Raw genomic sequence first — 21,228 nt, 5'->3', positions numbered from 1 at the left:
CTTCTTCACCTTCTATTTTATTCTCTTGATCTTTTTTAGCGACGGGTTCCTTCGTCGATACCAGCTACTAGCTGACTTCCATTAGTAACCTGCTGCCGATTGATGATGAGCTGGATGCCCAGCTTGATCAATACCCGTTCCGCTTCGATTTTTTTCTCTGGTGCAATCATAGCGAGTTCTTTTACCTTTGAATCTCCGACAACTCTGCGGATGATCTCTGTTCCAGCATAACCCACAGCATCCGTCACTATCTCCTGGATCATTGTGTCTTTGAACACCTGATTTTTATACAACGAAAAGGTCACAGCTTCGTCGTAAAGAGCGGACAGCTTTAGTTTTACCTTATCGTAGACATCGCTGATCGTCTGTTTGCTCCATTGATGGAATGCTTGATCTACTGTCGGATCAAATAGATTTTTGACCATCGGAAAATACAAATGGGCTAGAATATTGCCGATATCATAGCCCGCTGGCCCGTAAAAAGCAAACTCCGGATCAATGACCTTCAACCCTTTTTGATTAATAAAAATCGAACCCGTATGAAGGTCCCCATGCAGCAATGATTGTGCATGATTCATGAAATTGTCCCGCAGCATTGCGACTTCGACCTGCAGCGGTTCATTCATATAAAGAGTATCTGCCACAAATTCTTCATTGCCTTCAGTCAAAATATTTCGTTGCTTGTAGTCATCATAGGGTTCAGTAAAAACTAGGTCTTCACTGATATCGCACATTTCTGGATTGATGAATTCCTTGACCTGCTGCTTTTTCAGCCTACGATCCATCACAAGATCACTTGTCAGCAGCAACGTCCGTGACAAATAATCTGCGATCTCTTCACTAAAATTAGGAAAGGTCTTCTTTTCGATCAATTCATAACGCATATTCTGATAATCCGAGACATCCTCCATAGCCAAGGCGTGCATCTTGGGATCGTAAGAATACACTTCTGGCACGAACTGCGGCGCCAATGTGTTTTGCAGCTGAAGAATCTCCGCTTCGATCCGATTTCGATCAATGTCTAATGGACGGCCCGAAGAACGCAGCACACGATCCGCCTGTTTGATGATCAGGCTTTCCTGTGTCGCCTCGTTCACCACACGAAAAACATAATTGATGTTGCCATCCCCGATCTCCGTCACTGTTAACGGCGCATCAGACGGAAACGCACCGATTTTTTCAACCACATAGCGCTTGACCATGTGCGGGTCCATTAGAAAATGCTGCTGATAATCCTCCGATTTTTTGGGTGTATGTTTCATAGTATCGCCTCATTCATTTAAATTTTGCTGGTTCGCTCACAGCTAGTTCAGTTAGCGGTATTTATTTTTCGAAAAGCGTGAAAAATAATCGTATTTTCCTACGCATACGATTCCGCTAAACATGCACCTTCATTTTTATGTTTAAGCATTTAGAAAAGGCTTCTCCTCTAACGAACTGTGAAAAGCGGCACTCGCAGCTACCTCCGAAGTAAGGAAATCATTTTTCAAAAACCGAAAAATGATGTCATTCTCGTCACGCCTATCATTTCTCTAGTCACGCATACGCGTGAAGAGAAACTGACAAAAAAACACTCACCTAAAAGTGTACATTTAAACGAGTTAAATGCAACTTTTTGGTGAATGTTCTTAATGAATCGCAATCTTTGTTCCGACGGTGATTGTGGGCATTTCTTTTTCTTCTACATATAGTGTTCCTGGCAGCTCTGCGGTTTGAGAGCCGTCAAAGCGTAAGGTTATGTGACCTAAATCATCGAGGTTCTTCTTTACGACGTCTCCGACTGCTGTGATTTTGTAAAGCTGATCATCGAAGGAGAAGGTCATTCCTGCTGTGATCTCATCCGTGGAGGGCGTCAATTGGATGTTGTAACAATAATCTGCTAACGTCTCCGGGGCGTCGTCTCCGAAAAAGATCAGCATTTTCTCTTGCTGGAACATCTCAGCTTCTGGTCCAATGTTCGTCACTTGCGTCTCAAAAATCATCTTTCATCTCTCCAAACATTTTTAACTGTATAATCCGAAACTTGCTAACCATGCAACAACTACACGCGGCACACCATTTAAGAAACGTGAATATAAAACAGAAGGTACACCGACTTCAACGGTTTCTGCTTCCGCCTCTTCTAGCCCTAAACCTACTGGGATAAAGTCACAAGCATTTTGTGTATTGATGGCAAACAACGCTGGCAGTGCCAATTGCGGCGGGATATTTCCTTTACCGATCTCAACACCGATCAAGGTTCCCAAGATTTGGCTGATAACTGCTCCAGGGCCTAATAATGGTGATAAAAATGGCAGCGAGCAGATAAAGCCGATAATGATCAAACCGAAAACATTTCCCGCCAACGGTTTCATCAAGTTCGCAAACACCGTTCCGATGCCTGATCCTTGAATGATCCCGATCAGCAGTGATACGAAGGCCATGAAGGGAATCACGGTATTGATCATCGTCTGCACGCCTTCACGTGCGGATTGGTTGAAGGTTGCTACGACTTTTCCGGCACCCATCCCGATTTTCGCGATAAAGCTTTTTTGCTCCGCCCGTTGTTCTGTAATCTTTTTATCTGTTGAATATTTGAATTCACGCTCAGGCTTTTCTTCCGTAACGAATGCGGGCTTGCTGGCCGCTTCCGATTCATCGGCTAACATGATTTGGTTTTCACCGACAGCCGAAACATAAATATCTTCATGGATGTACTGTGCCAATGGGCCGCTTTTTCCAGTAGGTACAATGTTTACTGTGGGGATATTCTTTTTAGGATAGATCCCGCAGCGTAAGGTGCCGCCGCAATCAATGATAGCTAAAGCGATTTCATTGTCTGGGATCGATGTTTTGAAGCCATTGACCGACTCCATCCCAGTTAATTCTTCGATCTTATTAACAATACTCGGCTTGTCCCCGCCGCCTGTCACATAAACAAATTTATGCTTTTCTTCTGTTGGTGTGATCACTAAAGGCCCGCCGTAGCCGCCTGAACCTTTTACAATTTTGATACTATTATAAGCCATTTTTGCTCCTCCTAGTTCTTTTTAACGTACTTATTTTTTCAGCTATTCTGTAACTGCGACGTCATCGGCTGTTTTACTTAATTGAATGCCTTGCTGTTTACAAACAAGTGCAGTCGTAAAGTCAGTCGTCCATCCGCCGATAAAGTTCATGACCAGCCCAACGAACATATAGCGAATCGCTAGTTCCATCGAATTCAGGCCTAATTGTGTGATCCCTTGTGCGATCCCCATCCAAACGAACAGCTCTCCTGGGTTGATATGAGGAAAAACACCGTTACTAGTATGACAAAATTGTGCATTCGCTGCGTAATAGCTTGGCTTATAGAATTCTGGCAAAAAGCGCGCCATTGTAAAGGACATCGGATTCCCTAACATAAAGGCTGAAACAAATGGAAGTACGAGATAACGAGTTACTGGGTTTCTTGAGGATACTTTTGCGACTTTCGTGACCCGCTCTTCTCCTAGAAAGGCGATCAAGGTGTTCATTGCGACCATCAGCATCAACACAACAGGAACGATCCCTGTCATCCAACTGATAAATGTTTCGGCCCCTGTTTGAAAAAGACTCATGAAGCCTTCCGCGAAACTTGTAATATAATCCATTTTTTAAACGCTCCTTTTTGCAAATTTAGTTTGAATTGACAATTTCATTAGTGACAATTGATTCCCTATGTTGAAAATAGGTGATACTGGCGCTTTGTCTTGATGATTTCCTTTTTCTACGTCTAAATAAATTTTCTGTGCATTCGCCGCCGCTTGGCGAGTAAGCTTATTTTCCTTTACCAAAAATGCCGCTTCAGATAGCCGATGGATATCCACTCCTACAAATTGCGGACGTGCTTTGAAACTTGCCAAGATCGAGATTCCCTGCATCATTTCCGCTTCTTGCACGATCCCCTCAGCGTCGACGCCTAGTAATAAGATCGTTCCTGAAGCGATTTTCCCTGGGCGTCGCCCGATTGCTACTTTTCCTTTGCGTTTCATTCGAATATAAACGGTATTAAAATTCTTGATCTGCTTCATTCCTAAAAAAATTTGAAGCCCGTAAGCCATAATTGCAATTGCTCCTAAAACAAAGATGTTCATCTCTTGTCCGCTCCCTTCTGAGCCATTCCTTGTACGCGACTATCCATTTACCAATAATTGGCGGTATTCCTCTTTGCTGGTGATTCCTTTGACCTGCTCCCGCAATTCTTCATTAGAAGAAATCACAAAAATCGTGTCGTAAAAGCTTAACAGTTCATCTTCCATTGCCAACGTCAGATTCTCTGGAATTGCGACTAGAAAAACAAGCTCGATCTCTTCAACGGATTTTCCTGCCGGATAGCTGCCGATCGTCACTAGAATTTCCTCACTTTGACGATTGATCCCATGGGGAAAGGCAATGCCGTTATCGATCACCGCCGATTCTTCCTGCGCCTTTGTCAAAATGTAGTCCTTGAAAGCATCCTCGATCTGTCCGTTGGCAACAAGCTTCTCTAACAAATCAACGAGGTTCTCTTCATACGATTTTCTGCTATCTAAGTCTTCAAAAGAAAACTGGATGTGTTCAAACGCGGCGGCCTTTGAGGCAACGATCCGTTTCCATTCACTTAAAAGCCAGTTTTCATTGAATAGATCCGTCAGCTTGATCACCGCCGTCGTTGCTTTCGTGTGCTTCAAGGGAATCGTCGTAAATACAGCGAAATAACGATCCAAATCCTTTGTCTCATATTCTTCTTCGGAATAATGGGCGATTCGGATGTTGGGCCCTAAAACAGTTTCTAACTGTCGCTTGATCATCAACGCTGTTCCCTTGCCGGTATTGCAGACAACGGCGATTTCCTTCATCTTCGGTTGCGCGTCTGATTTTAACGCCAATTCAAAATAGATCGCCAAGTAGGAAAGCTCCGACTGTTGCGTTGGCTTTTGCAAAAACGTCGTCAATGCCGAAATCCCTAATTCCGCCAGCTCATGTGAAAAGGCGTGCTTCTGCTTGAATTCTTCCCGAAAAATATCATAGGTCTCGATTTGAAAAATAAGACGGTTGATCAAAAACATAAAATGGGCACGGATGTTGTTGAATAATTGCTCTTGATCCAAATGAATAATGACTGCCGCATTGATTTGGTTCATCATGTATTGAAACAAGACCTTGACTTCTGGATTGTCCGCCTTGCTTTCGGACACCAGATTATTATTGAAAATATTCAACGGGAAACAGAGAAAGTCAAAATCAAATTGACTGATCGTCAGACTGTAGTCGGTCGCCAAACTGACAAACAACTCATCCAGCAAATCATCTTCCGAAAAATAATTGACGTAATACGGAACTGCCTGAATCAACGGATGCCCCTTTTTGATCCGCTGAATCGTCAGAACGATCGTTTTTTGCAGCAGACCCAACGTCCGAAAATCCAGCTTCTTATCTAACGCGATTTCATCGATACGCTGCAACAGCTCGTCACTTAACGCCGGCTGCTCCAAATAATCATAGGCATGCTGCAAATAGAGTAAACGCAACTGTGCTTCTGCACCAGCTATCCGCAATCCTTTGTTAGGTGTACCAATTAAAGAAATTTGATAATTTAAAAGAATGGCTTTCAAATTCCGCAGATCCTTATTGACCGTTGATCGACTGACACCCAGCATTTCTGACAAATCATCAATGACCACATAGCCTTCCTGCTGCATAAAGCAATCAATCAATACCGCGATACGCTTCGTACTCGAATTAAAATCCGTTTGTTGTTTTAAACTGCCATTCATGATTTCTGAGAACTGTTTAGAATCCATGATTTTCAATGAATAAATATGGTCGATTTCTTCGATCATGGCAATATGTTCCATTTGATCATTCAACAATTGAATAGCCTTTTTGGTGGTTTGCGGGCTCGTATCCGTTATTTTTTGCAATTCATTCAAACTCAAACGATCATGAGTCATAAACTGCTGCAATAATTGATACCAGCGATTGATCAATGCCATCTCATCCCCCCACCTTCTTTTATCCTCGTGTTTTCCCTCCGGCAACATTGGTTGTAACACCTGTAATATAGCTAGACCGGTCAGATAAATAATAGCATACTAGATCCGCGACTTCACTGAGCTTTCCACTTCTTCCCAAGGGGATCGTCGTTGTTTTGTCGTAATTTTTACGAAGATCCTCCACCGTGATTCCACGCGTGTAGGCCAACGCTGTTTCATAAGCTTCTGTTCTTAACCCTGTTTCTTCCATGATTCCAGGGGCGATCCCTACTACTCTGATTCCCTGTTTGCCTAGCTCTTTTGACCACGAACGTGTGAAGCTGTTTACCGCGGCCTTCGTAGCTGCGTAGGGGCTTTGTCCTTCTGACCCTTCAAGACCGCATTCTGAGGACATGTTGATGATCACCCCTGCTTGATTTTTCACCATTGTTCGTGCGACTGCTTGTGTCATTAGAAACAACCCTTTTTGGTTGATCGCCAACATTTTGTCAAACACGGCATCTGACAGCTCAAACGGGCCATGGGGATCTTCCTCATCCACTAACAAGCGAGGAACATTGATTCCAGCGTTGTTCACCAATCCATCAATTTGACCGAGCGCCTCCTCGACTTTCGCGACATTTTCTTCTACTTGTTTTCGATCTGAAATATCTGTCTGGAAGTAATGAAGATTCTCATGCGCGACTTTCCCAGGCTGAAGATCAAAATTCGCAACAACGACCCCCTGACCCAGCAATTCATCAATAATACTGGCACCAATTCCTGAAGAACCGCCTGTAACGATCACTTTTTTTCCTGCAACGTCTAACCAATCTGACATTCTGTGTTCCCTCCTCTTAATTACACGCCAAGTATAAAGCGCTTTCCACAAATGATTAATACGCTCTTTTTTTATTCGTCTGAAAAAAAGGTGTACTAATTTGTGAAAAGTGAACAAAAAAAGCATGAGTAGACATTCTACTCACGCTTTTTCAATACACGATTGATTTCTGATTGTAACAGCTGCGGCGACCGTTCGATGGCGTCGATCGTATCCCCTGCAATGTGGGAGGTGACGAGGAGATTGTCTAATCTCAGCAGCGGATCATCGGCTGCCGCCGGCTCTTCCCATAAAACATCTAGACCTGCCCCAGCAATTTGTTTCGTTGCCAAACACGCGATCAAGTCCGATCGATTGATAATATCTGGTCGAGCCGTATTGATCAGATAGGCACTTGGTTTCATCAGTTTTAGCAACGATTGATCAATTAAATTCTGCGTTTCTGGTACGACCCTCAAATGCAGCGATACCACATCTGATTCGCTGAATATTTCCTCTAACGGCTTCCATTTGATACGAAAGCCTTCCTTGTCCAATGCAGCTTGATCCAACAGTGCATCATAAACACTGACATCCATCCCTAAAGCAACTAAACGCTTCGCAACGATTTTCCCGATATGTCCTAAGCCGACCAACCCGACTTTTAAATTCGAAAAAGAGGTTTTATACGCATCATTGGAAAAATTTTGCGGCCATTCGCCCTTCTTAACCTGAATCGCAGAAGCAGCAATATTTCTTACCGTTGCGTACATCAAGCCAATCGTGAAATCAGCCACAGGCTCGGCATTACGGATCACATTAATTACTGAAAGTCCCTCTAGTTCCTTTACGGCCTCTAAATCAATGTGCTCCAATCCGCCACGACACGTGCCGATCATCGTTAACTTTGTCGTATGGGTCAGTAATTTCTGTGAAACAGGTGCCAAATGTACCAACAAGCAGTCTGCCTCCGATGCCGCTGTCAGTACCTCTGGAGACCATTCAAAACCATTCGGCCCTTCCTGTTCCAACTGTTTGATCACCTCGCGAAATGCGGAACGAGATTTTCCTGCCTGCCACTCAAACGTCTGGATAGTTATGGGTTGGGGAAGCGACAAGCCTTTCGCTGCTTCGGCTAATGAATCTGCGGAGACAAAAGGGTCTCCGATCACAACGATATTAGTCATTTTGTTCGCCTTCTTCCAACAATACCCCTGCTTTCGGTTTCACGTGAAACTTTTTAGCCAAGTCTAAAAGCTGTTGGTCTGAGATACGTTGTTTGATTTCTTGTCTGGTTGAGGAGATTTCTAAATAGATCTTTGCAGCCTTTTCTGCCGTTTCGACCAAGCCAAACGCATCGTCCATCGTTTGCCCTGCACCCATGATCCCATGATGCGGCCAAACGACGATTCTAGCGTGCTGCATTTTTTCTGCTGAAGCGGCGCCTAATTGGCGGGTTCCTGCCACCATCCATGGTACCACGGAGACACCATCTGGAAAGACGACTAAACATTCGGTGATCATCTGCCATAACGTTTTCGTAAATTTCAGTTCATCCAAATCATGAATGAAGGTCATCGCCGATATCGCTGTGGCATGGGTGTGCAGGATCACCCGATGTGCAGGATCTTGCGCGAGGCGAACGGCGTGGCATTGGAGATGCGATGCCAATTCACTTGTTGGCAAATCGCCACCCTCCAATCCCCACAGCAGCTCATACTTATCCCCTTTCGCATTTATGCGAATGATCGCTAAACTATCGGCAGGATTCTTATAGATATTTTTAAAATACTTGCCTGATCCTGAAACGAGAAACAACTCTCCGGCCAAACTTTTGACAGTAAAATCTAACGCTACTGTTTTTTTAATTTGGTCAGTATTGAGATAATAGCGAACTTCCTCCTGTGGCAACCGGTAGCTGATATTCCCGCCGTTCCGCTCTGCCCAGCCGTAAGCCCATAGCTGGCTAGTGGCTTCGCACATTTCGCGGATAAAGGGCGCTTGGCTGATCTCATGAAGTTTCATTTTCTCATCCTCCGTTATTTAAATGATTAAAGGAGGATCGTAATTAGCCGGGCGACGATCAGAAAAGCCACTCCTAGCCCACCATGAATCCAATACGTTTTGCTCTTAACAACATCTCCATTCGTGCCAATAACCAGTTTTTTAGCACCATCAAAAAAGAGTTTGATAAAAAAGGCCAATCCGATCAATACAAGCAACTCGCTAATCATTGCAATCCTCCTTTCCATTCACTATTTATTTTTGCCCATAATACGCATTCGCACCATGCTTACGCAAATAATGTTTGTCCAGTACACGTTGCGGCAGTTCCTCCGCAAACGAATTTAATTGGCGCGTCAACAGGTTCATTTTGCAGACTTCTTCCAATACCACCGCGTTCATCACGGCACTATGGGCGTCCTTGCCCCAAGTAAATGGCCCATGCCCGTGAAGCAAGACTCCTGGAACTTCTAGCGGCTTGATCTCACGCTGTTTGAAGGTCTCGATAATGACACAGCCCGTTTCATGCTCATAGCCTTCATCGATTTCATATTGACTTAAAAACCGCGCGCAGGGAACAGAGCCATAAAAGGTATCCGCATGAGTCGTTCCCATTGCGGGTACATCCAGACCAGATTGCGCCCAAGCCGCCGCCCAAGTCGAGTGCGTGTGTACGATCCCTCCGATTTCTGGGAACTCTTTATATAAAACCGCGTGAGTCGGCGTGTCAGAGGAGGGATTCAATTCTCCTTCGATCACATTGTTATCAAGATCGACCACGACCATATCCGAAGCCTTCATTCCTTCATAACTGACTCCGCTAGGTTTGATCACAAAATACTTTGTCTCGGGATCATAAGCGCTGACATTGCCCCAAGTATATTTAATTAAGCCATGCTTCGGTAAAGCTAGATTGGCTTGAAACACTTCTTCTTTTAATTGTTCTAACATGGATTCGGTCCCCTTTTACTCTGGATTGACTGCAACAACGATTTTGTTATAAGCAAGCTCACGTTTAAACATTTTAGGCAATACCTTCGGCAAATCCGCCATCGTGATCTCATGACTGACCATCTCTTTGAATTTGATCCGATGTTTCGACATTTCTTCTAATGTCGCTTCCCATGCACGCCCTGGATAAGGCGCTGTATAAGAATTCCACGAACCAGTGATCGTCAATTCCGCGCGCATGATCCGCTCGGCTTCCTGTTCGGATAACGGCAAATCTTGATGGGAGATTCCCACTAATACGACGGTTCCATGCTTGCGGGTAATCAACAATGCCTGCTTTTGCGTAAATTTACTGCCGGCTGTCTCGATCACTACGTGTACCCCTAATCCTGTTTCTGCTTTGATTGCTTCTTCCAAATCTTGCTCTTTGCTATTGATGATCACATCTGCCCCCAGCTGTTTTGCCAAAGCCAATTTTTCATCAAAAATATCAACAGCGATCACCTTTTTCGCGCCAAATATTTTCGCGATTTGAATCGCAAATTGTCCGATCGGGCCGCAGCCAAGAACCGCAACGGTATCCCCGACCTTCATATTTGCGCGCTGCATCGCGTGCCAACTGATCGTCGCCGGCTCTACCCCTGCTGCGGACAACAGGTCCAACTCCTCCGGCATGATGACACAATGGGCTTCCGGGACTTTCACGTATTCTGCAAAGGCACCATTACTGCCAGTACCGATTATGTTATAATTATCACTGAGACCATAGTATCCTTCTTTTGTATATTCAGAATTAGGATCTGGGATCAGTGGTGCAACAGCGATCTTGTCTCCGACGTGAACTTTAGTGACGCGTGATCCTACCCGATCTACCGTGCCGCTGAATTCATGTCCTAAAATGAGCGGGTACATTCTTGCACCATCTTCTAAGTTTGCGCGGGGTACATCTGAGCCGCAGATTCCCGCGTAAGCGACTTTGACTAACACTTCTTCCTCACCGATTTCTGGCACCTCTACCTCTTGCACTTCCAACACACCAGGCTTTACTAAAACGCTGGCTTTCATCTTTTCTGTCATACTCTCTCACCCTTTTCTATTAAGCGACCTTTGTTTTGGCCTCTGGAACCTCACCGTTATTTTTCGCCGCAGCCCGTTCAACATACCCGTAAAAGGCTTCTTTGTTTTTGCGGAACAAGAAGTAAACGACAAAGTAGGCGACGATCGTCAAGCCAATCAACAATGGATTTTGACTTAAAAAGGCTAAGAAAATCAGTCCAAAAATCGGTTTTCCCAAAATATTGAAGCTTGTAACCATCAAGGCCCCTGCTGGCAACGTAACGCCAACGGTCTGCGCAATTTCTGTAAACATCGGTGCTGTATAAGAACACATGTATAAGCCTAAGCTGAACCAAATCACACCATTGATCAGTGTTTTGGCAATATTTCCGTTAGATAAACATACCAATGCCTGCACCATATACGGAATCGCCAACAAGTCAACGACTGGTAAGGTTTGGTTACCTGGCAGGATCATTGCGATAAAGACCATGATCGGGATCAACAGGATTCCAGAGATCAATGTCGCAGGCTCCCCATACCCTGTTGCATCATTGACGCCAAGGTACCATTCGCGTCCTTCGTTATTGCCGCGAACATTTTTACTAGCCGCTTGCGAGATCGGGTTGAACGCTTGAGAGAAAATACCTGCTACTTTCGGGAAGATCGCCATTACCGCACTCGTTGCGATCGCGACTTCTGTGATTTGACCCCATGCAGACAATTCTGCCAAATTACTGATATTTCCCAAGATTCCTAAAAACAGTCCCAAGAACAAGCCCAATGAGATTGGTTCACCTAAGAATCCTAATTTCTTTTGTAGTCCTTGAGGATTCAAACGAACTTTGTGCAGACCAATCATATTCCAAATCGGGTCCATTAACAGCGCGAAGATCCCCGGCTCAATGTTGTGCATCGCGATGATCGTACAATTCGGATAATGATAATAGCTGGACCATCTTCTAGCCAACATTTCTGATAACAATAAGCTGTACATATTCAGCAAGCACATTAAAACAACTGCTAAGATCATATTTTTTGTTGCTAGATAGACCATCGAACCCCAAACCATATAAGAATAATTGTTCCACAGATCTGAAGGCTGGAAGACGTTGGTCCATTTGACTAGGAACAGCACCGTCTGCAAAACTAATGCGATCACTAGATAGATCATGCCCGCTTCTGTCGAGTAGGCCACTAGTGCCGTTGCTTGCCAACCCACGTCGAAAGCAGGAAGATTGATTCCCGTTTGATCCACCATCTGTTGAACGACTTTAGAGATAATGGGGGTGTATGAGTTCAAAATCAATGTAAAGCCCATCAATCCTACACCTGCATACAATCCAGATAAAAATGCTTTTTGAGTCTTTACCTTCAATACTTTGGCAACCGCAAAAATCATCACAGGAACAAAAACAGCCGATCCAAACGTATCAAAAACGCTCTTTAACGTATCTAACATCTCATTACTCCTTTTTCATATTTATGTTTTTATTTTATCCATTGCTTTTTGTTCGCAAGAAACCAAAACAACCTTTTCGACTGATTATTTGTCTAATGTTAGTAACACACCGTCTACTTCTTCTAAAAATTCTTCTTCGCCGAAGCCTGTTAAAAAGCCGATCGCATTGACTACTGGAATTCCATAGTCGCCATCCGGCAAAGGGCTGGTATACGTAATAAAATCAAACTTTCCTGTTTTTGCTAAAGACAGCGCCTCGTTCGGATTCGCTTCTGTCGTATCGACGATATAGCCCTTTTCTTCTAGTGTTTCTCTTAATTTTTCTGCCACCATTGACGATGTCACTGTTCCTGATCCGCAAACAGATAATACATTGTATCTTTTCATTATTGTTCCTCCTTAGTTTTTTTTAGACGTTTTCTAACGCCATTTTTGCCACGATGGTATACATTTCTTCGACAGAGGATGCTTGCTCTAACCGCTTCAATGTCTCGACGTCTTGAAAGAGCCCCATCAATTTACTCAACATTTTAACTTGACCATCTGGGTCTTCTACCGCCATTAAGATCACCAATGATACTTGGACCTTGTCTTCTGGATTGATCATTGAACGGACTTCGATCGGTGAGGCCAAAGTCGCGATCGCTAACGCTGACTGATACACATGCTCGCGGTCCGTATGTGGAATCGCAATGCCATAATCCCCCATTTGCAGCCCTGTTGGAAATCCTTTTTCCCTTTCCAAGACGGCTGAGGTGTAGCTGGGTTTGACATACCCCTGCTCCTCCATTTTTTTCCCCAAAAATGCAATCATCTCTTCATAATCCTGCGGTTTCATTTTGCTAAAAAGCAACTCTCGTTTGATCACTCGATCCCTCCTACTCTGTTTTTTTGCTTCTTGCTTAAAGAAAAGATACCACGGAAACGCTTTCTTTAAAATTTCTTTTGAACTCATTTTTTACTGAACCTGTTCCTGAATATTTGTATGACTTGCTGAAAACATTGATTTCACAAGCCTTTGTTCTTCCTTGATTGTCCTTCTATATCATAAGTGCACAAAAAATCCCGCTCATAGACGAGTGGGAAAGTGACGCTCATTTTTTATATTCTCGAATGATTGATAGGAGAGCTTGTTTGTCTGTCGCCTGGTCTAAACGTTGGATTACCTTAGGATCACTGGCAATTTTCAGTAATTGCATCATAGGCTGGATATGCATCTTCTTATCAATTGCAGAAATAACGACTACGTAACGGTACACCTGCCCTTGGCTAGTAAATCCCTGAGATACCTTCGCCAAACACATTCCCAATTCTCGAGCGCCGTTTTCAGGAACCGTATGAGGAATCACTATTTGATTTCCCAACACGATGTTCGGTGTGACTTCTGGAAACTGTTCTTCAAGATGCGTTAAGTAACGGGGCTCAACGATCCCGCGATCAATCAAATTTTGCGTTGCCTTCTGTAAAATCGTCGGCCAATGACACGTGTTCGGTAAAAAGATAATGCTCTCTTCCGTGATCAAATCGCTTAAATTCAGCTTCGCTTCGTTAGTCAAAATGTCCTGATCTTGAATTTGAAAAATCGAATTGTACGAGATCATCAATTCTTTGCGAATTTTCCCTTCCGTTTCTTGATTCATCGCGATATGTTTTTTGACGATCGATAAAATGTGCTCGGGCTGCAGCTTGTAACTATCGATTTTATAGATCAATCGAATGACCTCGTTGACGATCAATGTCTTATTCATTGCTGACAGATCATTGCCTACAACGATCACTGGCAGCGCCGTTGCCAATGGGTTCGTCGAAAAAATCAATTGGACATCGAGGTGGGCTTCTTTTTCATAAAATTCACGGATTGAAAAGGAACTGACAAAGTGGATCATAGGGAACCAGTTATCCAGTGTCCGCTCTAATAGCTTTGAGCTGATAATGCCGTTGGGACATACGACCGCGGCTTTGACGATCGTATGCTCTAGGTTGATGGGCTTTTCTTTTTGCATATAAGCACCAATGAACATCGTGATCAGATAGATTTCCTCATTGGGTATCCGCTCTTCAAAAAAATCTTCTAAAGGGGCGATTGAGGACTTTACGATAAAAAATAAAGGGTCCAACTGATTTTTGACAATGTCTGTAAGGGTGTACTCCGACGTGAGCCCGTAGCGAATGCGGTAATATGCCGGTGTCAAATGCAACGCTAGGTTCTCAATCAGTTGCGCCTTGTCATTCAGCTGAATGATCGTATTTTTTTCAAGCCGATCAATGAACTGCTCGATGTGTGTCCGCAAGTCGTCTTTGTTAAGAGAAAAAATACTGCTGAGGTCCGTGATTTTTAAAGAAAGAATATACAAACATAAGTAAAGATGCTCCGTATACGATTTCGGAAGCGAACCTTGTACTGTCAATACCTTGACGATGGCCGCATACTCATTGGTATCCATGATCTCTTTAGCCAACAACCCAAAACGCTGCTCGATAATGTGCTGATTTTCAACGCGCCGTTCTAATAAAACTAAGAAATAAGGCGCTGTTTGGATTCGATTGTCTGTGTATTGAACTTGCAGTTCTTCTTCAACGGAACGCAACATTTTTCTCTTTTCGTTGATCTCCGCTGCTTGGATATGCAAATAGGTATCAAAAATAAGACGGTTGTAGATAGATTCCATCACCTGATCCGTCACAACAAGGATCAGCCCACGGATAGCCTCTTCATCCCCTCGAAAGTAATACCCGCCTTTTCTGGAATAATCAATGGACACATGGTGTCGTTTCAATTGCTTCTTAAGCTTCTTGATATCTGAAACGATCGTGTTTTTACTTACCTCCAGACTTTCTGAGAAGTGATACAAAGAAAGGTAATCGGCAGAAAAAATCAACAATAAAATAACCAACATCCGGTGATGTTCATCCAAGAAGCTGTGTTCATCTGCCTGTAATTGGCTTTCGCTGTTCATAATTCCAGAGAAAGCATCAATCACTTTCGTGTCAATCACAAAACTCCCATTCCGAGAGCGAATGATTTTACGATAGTTATTTTCCTGCAAATAGTCATTTATTTTTTTTAAGGCATAATCTAATTGGTTGCGGGTAAGATCGTATTTCTCCATGATTTCCTTTGAAGAAATGTTCACTCTAGAGGCGACTGATTGCAGAATTTGAACGCTTCGATTATCAAGATCCATCTATTTTCCTCCTCCATCAATGTATCCTCTAGTCTAGCCTGAACAGAAAAAATAGTAAACGGTTTCTTTTTTCTTGGTTTTAAAATAACGATATCCGAAGCAAAAAAAACTGCACCCACTCACGTGGTGCAGCTTGATAATGCGTATTAAAATTCTCCCGGATTGGACTCGATCATTACTTTGATCTCGTTGCCCTCCATGACCTTGTCGAAGGCTTCGCGCCATTCGGTCAGTGGGAATTTCTTCGTGATCATCTCGTCGATGTTGATGGCGCCTTTGGCAAGCAGATGGATTGCGATCGGCCAATCGTACGGATTTTGCGAACGGCTGCCGATGTATTCGATCTCTCGCTGAATGATCGATTCGGTGTCCAGCTCCACCATTTTATTGGCGAACAAGCCCACTTGGATGAATTGTCCTTGTTTGCGAATCAACGGCAAGCTGGCATTGACTGCCGGCACCGCTCCAGAGGCGTCATAAACTTTGTCGACACCATAGCCATTCGTTAGGTCAGTAACAACCTTAGCCAAATCTTCAGTCATCGTATCCACGATCACATCCGCGCCCAATTTTTTCGCCAATTCTAGGCGATGCGCATCTTTGGTGATCCCCGTCATGATGACGAATGCGCCAATTTCTTTGGCGATTTGCAATAGGAACAGGCCGATGGGGCCAGGCCCCATAATAATGATCGTGTCCTTCAATTCTAGCTGGCTCTTTTGGTACATCGCATGTACACAGCACGCCAACGGTTCACTCATCGCTGCACCTTCGTAGCTCAAATGATCCGGTAAAACATGGATGCTTTCTTCCCGAGCCAAAACATAATTCGCCATCGAGCCGTTTTGCTGGGTGCCGATGCCTTTGCGGTGGGGACAAAGATTGTATTGTTTTTCTTTACAGTAGTCGCATTCGTTGCAGACATAAAACGTCGTTTCACTGGTAACACGATCGCCAACATTGATTTTGGTCACCTGCTCGCCGACTGCAACGACCTCTCCAGAAAATTCATGCCCTAATACAACGGGCGTGGTGGGGTTTTTGTATTCCCCTTTAAACGTATGGATATCCGACCCGCAAATTCCTGTGTACGCGACTTTAATGAGTACCTTGTCCTCTGTGGCTTCAGGTACTGGCAAGTCGATAAATGCCATTTGGTCATAACCGGGTGCTTGTTTTGAGACGCCCTTCATCATTTTCGTCATTTCTATCTGCCTCCTACATTACTTGTGCAACAAATTCGGAAAGTTTTAAGAAGATCCATTTCAGGAAGTTCCCACCTGTATCCAAGTTGGTGATTTCTGCCGCGCCTTCTGGGAATTTCACGATCCCTTGAGCCATTTCCGTAATGACTGGGGCAAAGTTTGTCGCCATCAATAACGCTGCGGCCATGACTACCGTCAATGAAATCACAGAGTGTAAAATGTTCCCCTTACGACTTGGAACAACCAGTGCTGCGAAAAATGGGATCGTTGCTAAATCTCCAAATGGCAACACGCGGTTTCCTGGTAAAATAACCGCTAAGAACAAAGTGATCGGTACCATCAAAAGACCGGTCGATAGGGCTGCAGGCGAGCCTGTCGCTAACGCCGCATCCATCCCTAGATAGATCTCGCGATCGCCATAACGGCTTTGCAATAATTTTTGCGCGCCTTCTTGAATCGGGATCAACCCTTCCATCAAGATTTTTACCATCCGCGGCATTAAGAACATCACACCACCCATGTTCATTCCGATTTGCAGAATGCCGATGAAGTCATAGCCCCCTAACAACCCAAGGAACATCCCGATGATGATCCCCATGATCATTGGTTCCCCAAAAATACCAAAACGTTTTTGGATCGTTTCCGGTTTTACATCTAATTTATTGATTCCTGGGATCTTATCCACGAGCCAACCAACTGGCAACGCTAAGATCGCGTACCCTTGAGCGGAACCAGTAGTGATACTGATCCCTTCTAAGCCATAATATTCTTGAACTTTTGGTGCTGTTTTGTCTGCGATGATTTGGATAATAATCGTAAACAAAATCCCACACAGGATGCCAAAGAAAAAACTTTTTGTTACAATATAACCAGTTGCTGCCACAGAACTAACATGCCAGTAGTTCCAGATGTCAATATTCAGTGTCTTGGTCCGATTTAATGCCAGCATAATTAAATTTACGATCAAAATTACTGGAATCATCACAGCCGCGATTGGTTGCGCCCATGTCCCGGCTGAGACTGCTGGCCAGCCTGCGTCGATGATCGTCAAGTTCAAACCGAACCGCTCTACCATCGCTTGTGCTGCTGGACCAACGTTTGTTGTCAATACTGTGATGACCAAGTTGATCCCGATCATCCCGATACCAACTGTAATTCCTGAAATAATTGCTTTCTTCACTGGAACTCTAAAAATAATTCCGACAATGAAAATGATGATAGGGAGCATGACACTCGGGCCAGCACCTAAAATACTCTGTACCACATCCATTAAGCCATCCATTCACTTATTCCTCCTAATTCGTTTTAAATGTATTTAATTTTTTCACCGAAAAAACACGCCTGATCCTCATCACATCTATCATCCCGTTACTTTTTCAATGAAAACTTAAACCTAGGTCGTCGGTCTGTCTCATGTAGGCGAATCCACTAGCGCGACTACCCCTAGTGGAACTCGCCAAGTAGCTGCTTATTGAATATTTTTTGCAGCTTCAATGATTTGATTTTCTACCTTATCTGCTCCGATGCCTGTCAAAAAGGCCATTGCTTTGATCGCTGGAATCTTGTATTCCGTTGGAAGCATCGTCGTTGAGATCAGCATATCCGCTTCGTCCTGTTTTGATGCCGCTTCAGAGATTTTGATTTGCATGATCTCTACAGGCATATTATTTCTAGCGAATAAATCCTCTACTTTTTTCATAACTACCGTTGATGTTGCGATTCCTGCACCGCAAGCGACTAATACGCGAATTTTTTTCATGATTGATTTCTCCTTTTTCATCCTATTGAATTCATTTTTCTTGAGAAAAATGAGTCCTATTTTCAAGCCGTATACCATTTAAAAACTCATTTTCTGTCTGACGACATTCTTATAAATGATTCTTCTTGATTGTTTGGATCAATTCCTCTTCTGAGGTTGCTAACAATAGTTCTGATAAGACGGTTTCGTTTTGTAAGAGTCCCATCAGTGATTGCAGCATTTCCAGCTGTGCATGGGGTTGATTGAGTCCTAGAACAAAGACGACTTGCGCCTTGATCTGAAAGTTGTTGTCCTCCATGCTGTAAAAAACTACGGGGTCTTGCAGCGTGATCACTGCTACGAATTCTTCCAAGACACACTCGGCGTCTGTGTGAGGGATCGCCGCTCCGAAATTCATCAATTGGATACCTGTCGGGAACGTCTCTTCTCTCTTTTTGATTCGCTCTAAGAAGTCCTCCCGTACCCAGCCAAGATCTAACGCTTTTTGCGCCACCTGATCAAATAATTCTGCTTGGGACGAAAAATTTTCTTGTGCGAAAACCAAAGGTTCTTTTACATAGGAACTTAGTGTCGTTTCTGCCATTAATTTGCCCTCCAATACTCATCGTTGAAACGAATCAACGCCTCCCGAATCTCTTCCTTCGTGGTTGCTTTTTCTAACTGTGCTAATTCCTCTGCGCCTGCCAAACTCATCATTTCAAAAATCAAATCCAAATGTTCTTCTTTATCATTGGAACCCAGTAAGATCACTGTATGGATTTTCCGACCATCTTCTGTTAAAACGCCTTTTTTTACTAATCCTAAGCTGATTCCTACACCGATCGCTCCTGCTTCTGTGACCGTATGCGGCAACGCGATCTTATGACGCAGCACCGTATAAGCTGGCAAGATCGGCATTTCTTTTTTCAGCGCCTTGACGTATGCCTTCGTAATGACCTGCTGCTGTTCCAGCGGCCGTGCCAAGGCCTCCAAAACTTCAGACCAGCTAATTGCTTCTTCAAAAATCTGGATCGTTTCTCCCTTTAACAGGTCGATCAGATGCGGTCGTTTCTTTTCTAAAATCTTGGATTCTTTTGGCGCAAACAGACTGAGCAATTCTTCATAAAGGCTCGCTTCGTCTGTCACATTCGCGTGCTTTTTGACGACCGTCAATATTTTTTCTGGTGTGACGATCTCCGTTTGGATGATCGCTGTGGACCGCAAGACCCGCTCTCTTAATTGCCGCTTTTCCTGGTCAGACAAGAAGTTGTTTACGACAAATACTTTCTTTTCTGTCTTTAATGGAACGGCTGAGAAAATGAAATCCACATCATACTCCGTGCGGTAAAATTCCCGCGCCGACATGGATGTGACGAAATCAATTTCTGGCAATAAATTTTTCAACGTGTTCTCTAGCAGCACGGCGATAGAGATGCCATTCGGACAAACGATGATCGCACGCTTTCGATTTTCCGGATGGACGATCTCCGAGCTTTCCACGATGTGACTGCCAATAAATAACGAAATGAAAAACAATTCTGCGTCTGGGACCGATTGTCCAAAGTATGTTTCTAAAGGACCGCTAGCTTCTTTGACTAGATAGAACAGTGAGAAAAGATTGGCGTCCTTGTTTTCCTGATAAAAGCGCGTCTGCAGGTTCAAATGGTACTTGATTCGATAATACGCTGGCCGCATGTGGACGAGGAGTCGTTCCAATAGCTTTTCCTTCTCTTCCAGGCTGACACTGGCGATCCGTTCAAAATTCGCGATGACTTTTTCCAACGCATCCTTCATCTTGTTGATCTCTTTCACCGACAGAATGTCGCCGCGGGAAAGATTCGTGGTCAGCAGCAGCATCGTGACATATACCCGCTCGTTCTCACTTAGACCATCGACATCCCAGATGACCCGGTCAGCAGCTAGATACTCCTTCGTGTCTGCCAGCTCCCGGTAGTTCACCTTGAAGCTGTAGGAAATCAATTTGCCCTTCTGCGCCCGTCGAATCATTAAAATGATCAGCAGCGGCAATGTTTTTAACCGCTCATCTGTAAATTGGACCTCCAGTTCTTCCTCTACCAGTTCTACCCGTTTCCGAAAAATGTCGATTTGCTGCGGGTCGATATTCGCGAACTGGATGATAAAGTTGACACCGTTGTACATCACCGCCAAGTTATTCAACAGGTTTGAAAGGATGTTTCGCTTGTTCCATTCATCGCCTTGGATAAAGTAGCCTTTCTGCCGTGTGTACTTCAGAGCCAATTCATTCTTCTGAAGCTCCTGATCCACTTCCTTCAGATCCCGCAAAACGGTGTTGCGGCTGACCTTCAATTCATCAATAAAATGATTCAGTGATAAGTAATCTTCCTTACTCAATAACATCAATTCAATAATAGATGCTCGTTCTTTGCTGGAAAACACGTAACTCTCTGCGGGTTCTCCCAGCTGCTCATCGCCTCCTTTATAGGTTGAAAGAATATCATTTGTGATCAGAAAGTGACCGTTCTTTGTTCGTTTGATCTCACTCAGCTTTTCATCTACTAAAGAATCATTGATTTTCTTTAACGCGTAATTCAATTGCCCTCGCGTCAAATCAAATTTTTCACATAATGCTTTACTAGTGATCTGCGGGTTGTTGACTAACTCAACAAAAATTTGATTGGTTCGTTCTTCTAAATTCATCGTCATCCCTCTTTACATCTTCAATTTAATTGAAAAACGCTTACATTTCCATCATCTTTGTTCCCAAATAGTTCAGTGTTTTTTATGCAACTTGGTACTTACAAAAACTTTTTTTCACAAAAAAAAATGCACAAAAACCAGAAACTCCGAATTGATAGCTCTAACGAATCGTTG

21 protein-coding genes are annotated in these 21,228 nt (G+C 43.7%); all 21 read right to left on the bottom strand.

The features are described from left to right. Nucleotides 1-35 precede the first annotated feature (35 nt). Complete coding sequence (gene mtnK, locus IGI66_RS00345) at nucleotides 36-1,262, bottom strand: S-methyl-5-thioribose kinase (RefSeq protein ID WP_438846967.1); 1,227 nt, start codon at nucleotides 1,260-1,262, stop codon at nucleotides 36-38. A 366-nt stretch (nucleotides 1,263-1,628) separates the two neighbouring features. Next, nucleotides 1,629-1,982, bottom strand: a complete 354-nt coding sequence (locus IGI66_RS00340; protein ID WP_086305958.1) for a PTS glucitol/sorbitol transporter subunit IIA — start codon at nucleotides 1,980-1,982, stop codon at nucleotides 1,629-1,631. Between the two features lie 21 nt (nucleotides 1,983-2,003). After that, nucleotides 2,004-3,008 (bottom strand): PTS glucitol/sorbitol transporter subunit IIB, encoded by a 1,005-nt coding sequence (srlE, locus tag IGI66_RS00335; RefSeq protein ID WP_010782187.1) that lies wholly within the window; start codon nucleotides 3,006-3,008, stop codon nucleotides 2,004-2,006. A 42-nt stretch (nucleotides 3,009-3,050) separates the two neighbouring features. Then, nucleotides 3,051-3,611: a PTS glucitol/sorbitol transporter subunit IIC gene (gene srlA, locus IGI66_RS00330; protein ID WP_010782188.1), complete on the bottom strand. Its 561-nt coding sequence runs from the start codon at nucleotides 3,609-3,611 to the stop codon at nucleotides 3,051-3,053. Nucleotides 3,612-3,614: 3 nt separating this feature from the next. After that, nucleotides 3,615-4,094: a transcriptional regulator GutM gene (locus IGI66_RS00325; RefSeq protein WP_438846964.1), complete on the bottom strand. Its 480-nt coding sequence runs from the start codon at nucleotides 4,092-4,094 to the stop codon at nucleotides 3,615-3,617. Between the two features lie 39 nt (nucleotides 4,095-4,133). Continuing rightward, the gene (locus IGI66_RS00320) at nucleotides 4,134-5,975 is read right to left on the bottom strand and encodes a BglG family transcription antiterminator (protein WP_438846962.1); all 1,842 of its coding nucleotides are present in this window, start codon (nucleotides 5,973-5,975) and stop codon (nucleotides 4,134-4,136) included. 19 nt (nucleotides 5,976-5,994) lie between these two features. Further along, the gene (locus IGI66_RS00315) at nucleotides 5,995-6,795 is read right to left on the bottom strand and encodes an SDR family oxidoreductase (RefSeq protein WP_314579836.1); all 801 of its coding nucleotides are present in this window, start codon (nucleotides 6,793-6,795) and stop codon (nucleotides 5,995-5,997) included. A gap of 137 nt (nucleotides 6,796-6,932) precedes the next feature. After that, nucleotides 6,933-7,961 (bottom strand): NAD(P)-dependent oxidoreductase, encoded by a 1,029-nt coding sequence (locus tag IGI66_RS00310; RefSeq protein WP_438846960.1) that lies wholly within the window; start codon nucleotides 7,959-7,961, stop codon nucleotides 6,933-6,935. Beyond that, on the bottom strand, nucleotides 7,954-8,799 hold the full coding sequence (gene rhaD, locus IGI66_RS00305) for a rhamnulose-1-phosphate aldolase (RefSeq protein WP_301516222.1): 846 nt from the start codon (nucleotides 8,797-8,799) through the stop codon (nucleotides 7,954-7,956). Before rhaD ends, IGI66_RS00310 begins: the two co-directional genes overlap by 8 nt. A 26-nt stretch (nucleotides 8,800-8,825) precedes the next feature. Continuing rightward, nucleotides 8,826-9,008, bottom strand: coding sequence for a hypothetical protein (locus tag IGI66_RS00300; protein WP_301516221.1), 183 nt, complete (start codon nucleotides 9,006-9,008; stop codon nucleotides 8,826-8,828). Nucleotides 9,009-9,033: 25 nt separating this feature from the next. Beyond that, nucleotides 9,034-9,729, bottom strand: coding sequence for an L-ribulose-5-phosphate 4-epimerase (locus IGI66_RS00295; RefSeq protein ID WP_086305965.1), 696 nt, complete (start codon nucleotides 9,727-9,729; stop codon nucleotides 9,034-9,036). A gap of 15 nt (nucleotides 9,730-9,744) precedes the next feature. Next, nucleotides 9,745-10,806, bottom strand: coding sequence for a galactitol-1-phosphate 5-dehydrogenase (locus IGI66_RS00290; protein WP_438846958.1), 1,062 nt, complete (start codon nucleotides 10,804-10,806; stop codon nucleotides 9,745-9,747). Between the two features lie 19 nt (nucleotides 10,807-10,825). After that, a complete protein-coding gene (locus IGI66_RS00285) occupies nucleotides 10,826-12,247 on the bottom strand; it encodes a PTS galactitol transporter subunit IIC (protein ID WP_010782197.1) in 1,422 nt (473 codons plus the stop codon). A gap of 84 nt (nucleotides 12,248-12,331) precedes the next feature. After that, nucleotides 12,332-12,634, bottom strand: a complete 303-nt coding sequence (locus tag IGI66_RS00280) for a hypothetical protein (protein WP_010782198.1) — start codon at nucleotides 12,632-12,634, stop codon at nucleotides 12,332-12,334. A gap of 22 nt (nucleotides 12,635-12,656) precedes the next feature. Then, a complete protein-coding gene (locus IGI66_RS00275; RefSeq protein ID WP_086305967.1) occupies nucleotides 12,657-13,115 on the bottom strand; it encodes a PTS sugar transporter subunit IIA in 459 nt (152 codons plus the stop codon). Nucleotides 13,116-13,341: 226 nt separating this feature from the next. Beyond that, complete coding sequence (locus IGI66_RS00270; protein ID WP_438846955.1) at nucleotides 13,342-15,432, bottom strand: PTS sugar transporter subunit IIA; 2,091 nt, start codon at nucleotides 15,430-15,432, stop codon at nucleotides 13,342-13,344. 146 nt (nucleotides 15,433-15,578) lie between these two features. Next, nucleotides 15,579-16,637: a zinc-binding dehydrogenase gene (locus tag IGI66_RS00265; protein WP_438846953.1), complete on the bottom strand. Its 1,059-nt coding sequence runs from the start codon at nucleotides 16,635-16,637 to the stop codon at nucleotides 15,579-15,581. Nucleotides 16,638-16,650: 13 nt separating this feature from the next. After that, nucleotides 16,651-17,919 (bottom strand): PTS galactitol transporter subunit IIC, encoded by a 1,269-nt coding sequence (locus tag IGI66_RS00260; RefSeq protein ID WP_010782202.1) that lies wholly within the window; start codon nucleotides 17,917-17,919, stop codon nucleotides 16,651-16,653. Nucleotides 17,920-18,105: 186 nt separating this feature from the next. Then, nucleotides 18,106-18,396, bottom strand: coding sequence for a PTS sugar transporter subunit IIB (locus IGI66_RS00255; protein WP_086306022.1), 291 nt, complete (start codon nucleotides 18,394-18,396; stop codon nucleotides 18,106-18,108). A gap of 109 nt (nucleotides 18,397-18,505) precedes the next feature. After that, nucleotides 18,506-18,979: a PTS sugar transporter subunit IIA gene (locus IGI66_RS00250; protein WP_010782204.1), complete on the bottom strand. Its 474-nt coding sequence runs from the start codon at nucleotides 18,977-18,979 to the stop codon at nucleotides 18,506-18,508. Next, nucleotides 18,979-21,054, bottom strand: a complete 2,076-nt coding sequence (locus IGI66_RS00245; RefSeq protein WP_086305970.1) for a BglG family transcription antiterminator — start codon at nucleotides 21,052-21,054, stop codon at nucleotides 18,979-18,981. Before IGI66_RS00245 ends, IGI66_RS00250 begins: the two co-directional genes overlap by 1 nt. Between the last annotated feature and the right edge of the window lie 174 nt (nucleotides 21,055-21,228).

It is taken from the genome of Enterococcus sp. AZ048, assembly GCF_051715125.1.
Classification (GTDB): Bacteria; Bacillota; Bacilli; order Lactobacillales; family Enterococcaceae; genus Enterococcus_A; species Enterococcus_A gilvus.
Note: the sequence above shows the minus strand (reverse complement) of the source record. Positions and strands in the feature narration are given on the sequence as shown.

Coding starts and splice junctions, on each gene's coding strand:
- IGI66_RS00340 (WP_086305958.1), bottom strand. CDS start 1,982: ATGATTTTTGAGACGCAAGTGACGAACATTGGACCAGAAGCTGAGATG.
- IGI66_RS00290 (WP_438846958.1), bottom strand. CDS start 10,806: ATGACAGAAAAGATGAAAGCCAGCGTTTTAGTAAAGCCTGGTGTGTTG.
- IGI66_RS00250 (WP_010782204.1), bottom strand. CDS start 18,979: ATGGCAGAAACGACACTAAGTTCCTATGTAAAAGAACCTTTGGTTTTC.
- srlA (WP_010782188.1), bottom strand. CDS start 3,611: ATGGATTATATTACAAGTTTCGCGGAAGGCTTCATGAGTCTTTTTCAA.
- IGI66_RS00280 (WP_010782198.1), bottom strand. CDS start 12,634: ATGAAAAGATACAATGTATTATCTGTTTGCGGATCAGGAACAGTGACA.
- IGI66_RS00265 (WP_438846953.1), bottom strand. CDS start 16,637: ATGACGAAAATGATGAAGGGCGTCTCAAAACAAGCACCCGGTTATGAC.
- IGI66_RS00270 (WP_438846955.1), bottom strand. CDS start 15,432: ATGGATCTTGATAATCGAAGCGTTCAAATTCTGCAATCAGTCGCCTCT.
- IGI66_RS00310 (WP_438846960.1), bottom strand. CDS start 7,961: ATGACTAATATCGTTGTGATCGGAGACCCTTTTGTCTCCGCAGATTCA.
- IGI66_RS00295 (WP_086305965.1), bottom strand. CDS start 9,729: ATGTTAGAACAATTAAAAGAAGAAGTGTTTCAAGCCAATCTAGCTTTA.
- IGI66_RS00300 (WP_301516221.1), bottom strand. CDS start 9,008: ATGATTAGCGAGTTGCTTGTATTGATCGGATTGGCCTTTTTTATCAAA.
- rhaD (WP_301516222.1), bottom strand. CDS start 8,799: ATGAAACTTCATGAGATCAGCCAAGCGCCCTTTATCCGCGAAATGTGC.
- IGI66_RS00255 (WP_086306022.1), bottom strand. CDS start 18,396: ATGAAAAAAATTCGCGTATTAGTCGCTTGCGGTGCAGGAATCGCAACA.
- IGI66_RS00325 (WP_438846964.1), bottom strand. CDS start 4,094: ATGAACATCTTTGTTTTAGGAGCAATTGCAATTATGGCTTACGGGCTT.
- IGI66_RS00315 (WP_314579836.1), bottom strand. CDS start 6,795: ATGTCAGATTGGTTAGACGTTGCAGGAAAAAAAGTGATCGTTACAGGC.
- IGI66_RS00285 (WP_010782197.1), bottom strand. CDS start 12,247: ATGTTAGATACGTTAAAGAGCGTTTTTGATACGTTTGGATCGGCTGTT.
- mtnK (WP_438846967.1), bottom strand. CDS start 1,262: ATGAAACATACACCCAAAAAATCGGAGGATTATCAGCAGCATTTTCTA.
- IGI66_RS00320 (WP_438846962.1), bottom strand. CDS start 5,975: ATGGCATTGATCAATCGCTGGTATCAATTATTGCAGCAGTTTATGACT.
- IGI66_RS00260 (WP_010782202.1), bottom strand. CDS start 17,919: ATGGATGGCTTAATGGATGTGGTACAGAGTATTTTAGGTGCTGGCCCG.
- srlE (WP_010782187.1), bottom strand. CDS start 3,008: ATGGCTTATAATAGTATCAAAATTGTAAAAGGTTCAGGCGGCTACGGC.
- IGI66_RS00245 (WP_086305970.1), bottom strand. CDS start 21,054: ATGAATTTAGAAGAACGAACCAATCAAATTTTTGTTGAGTTAGTCAAC.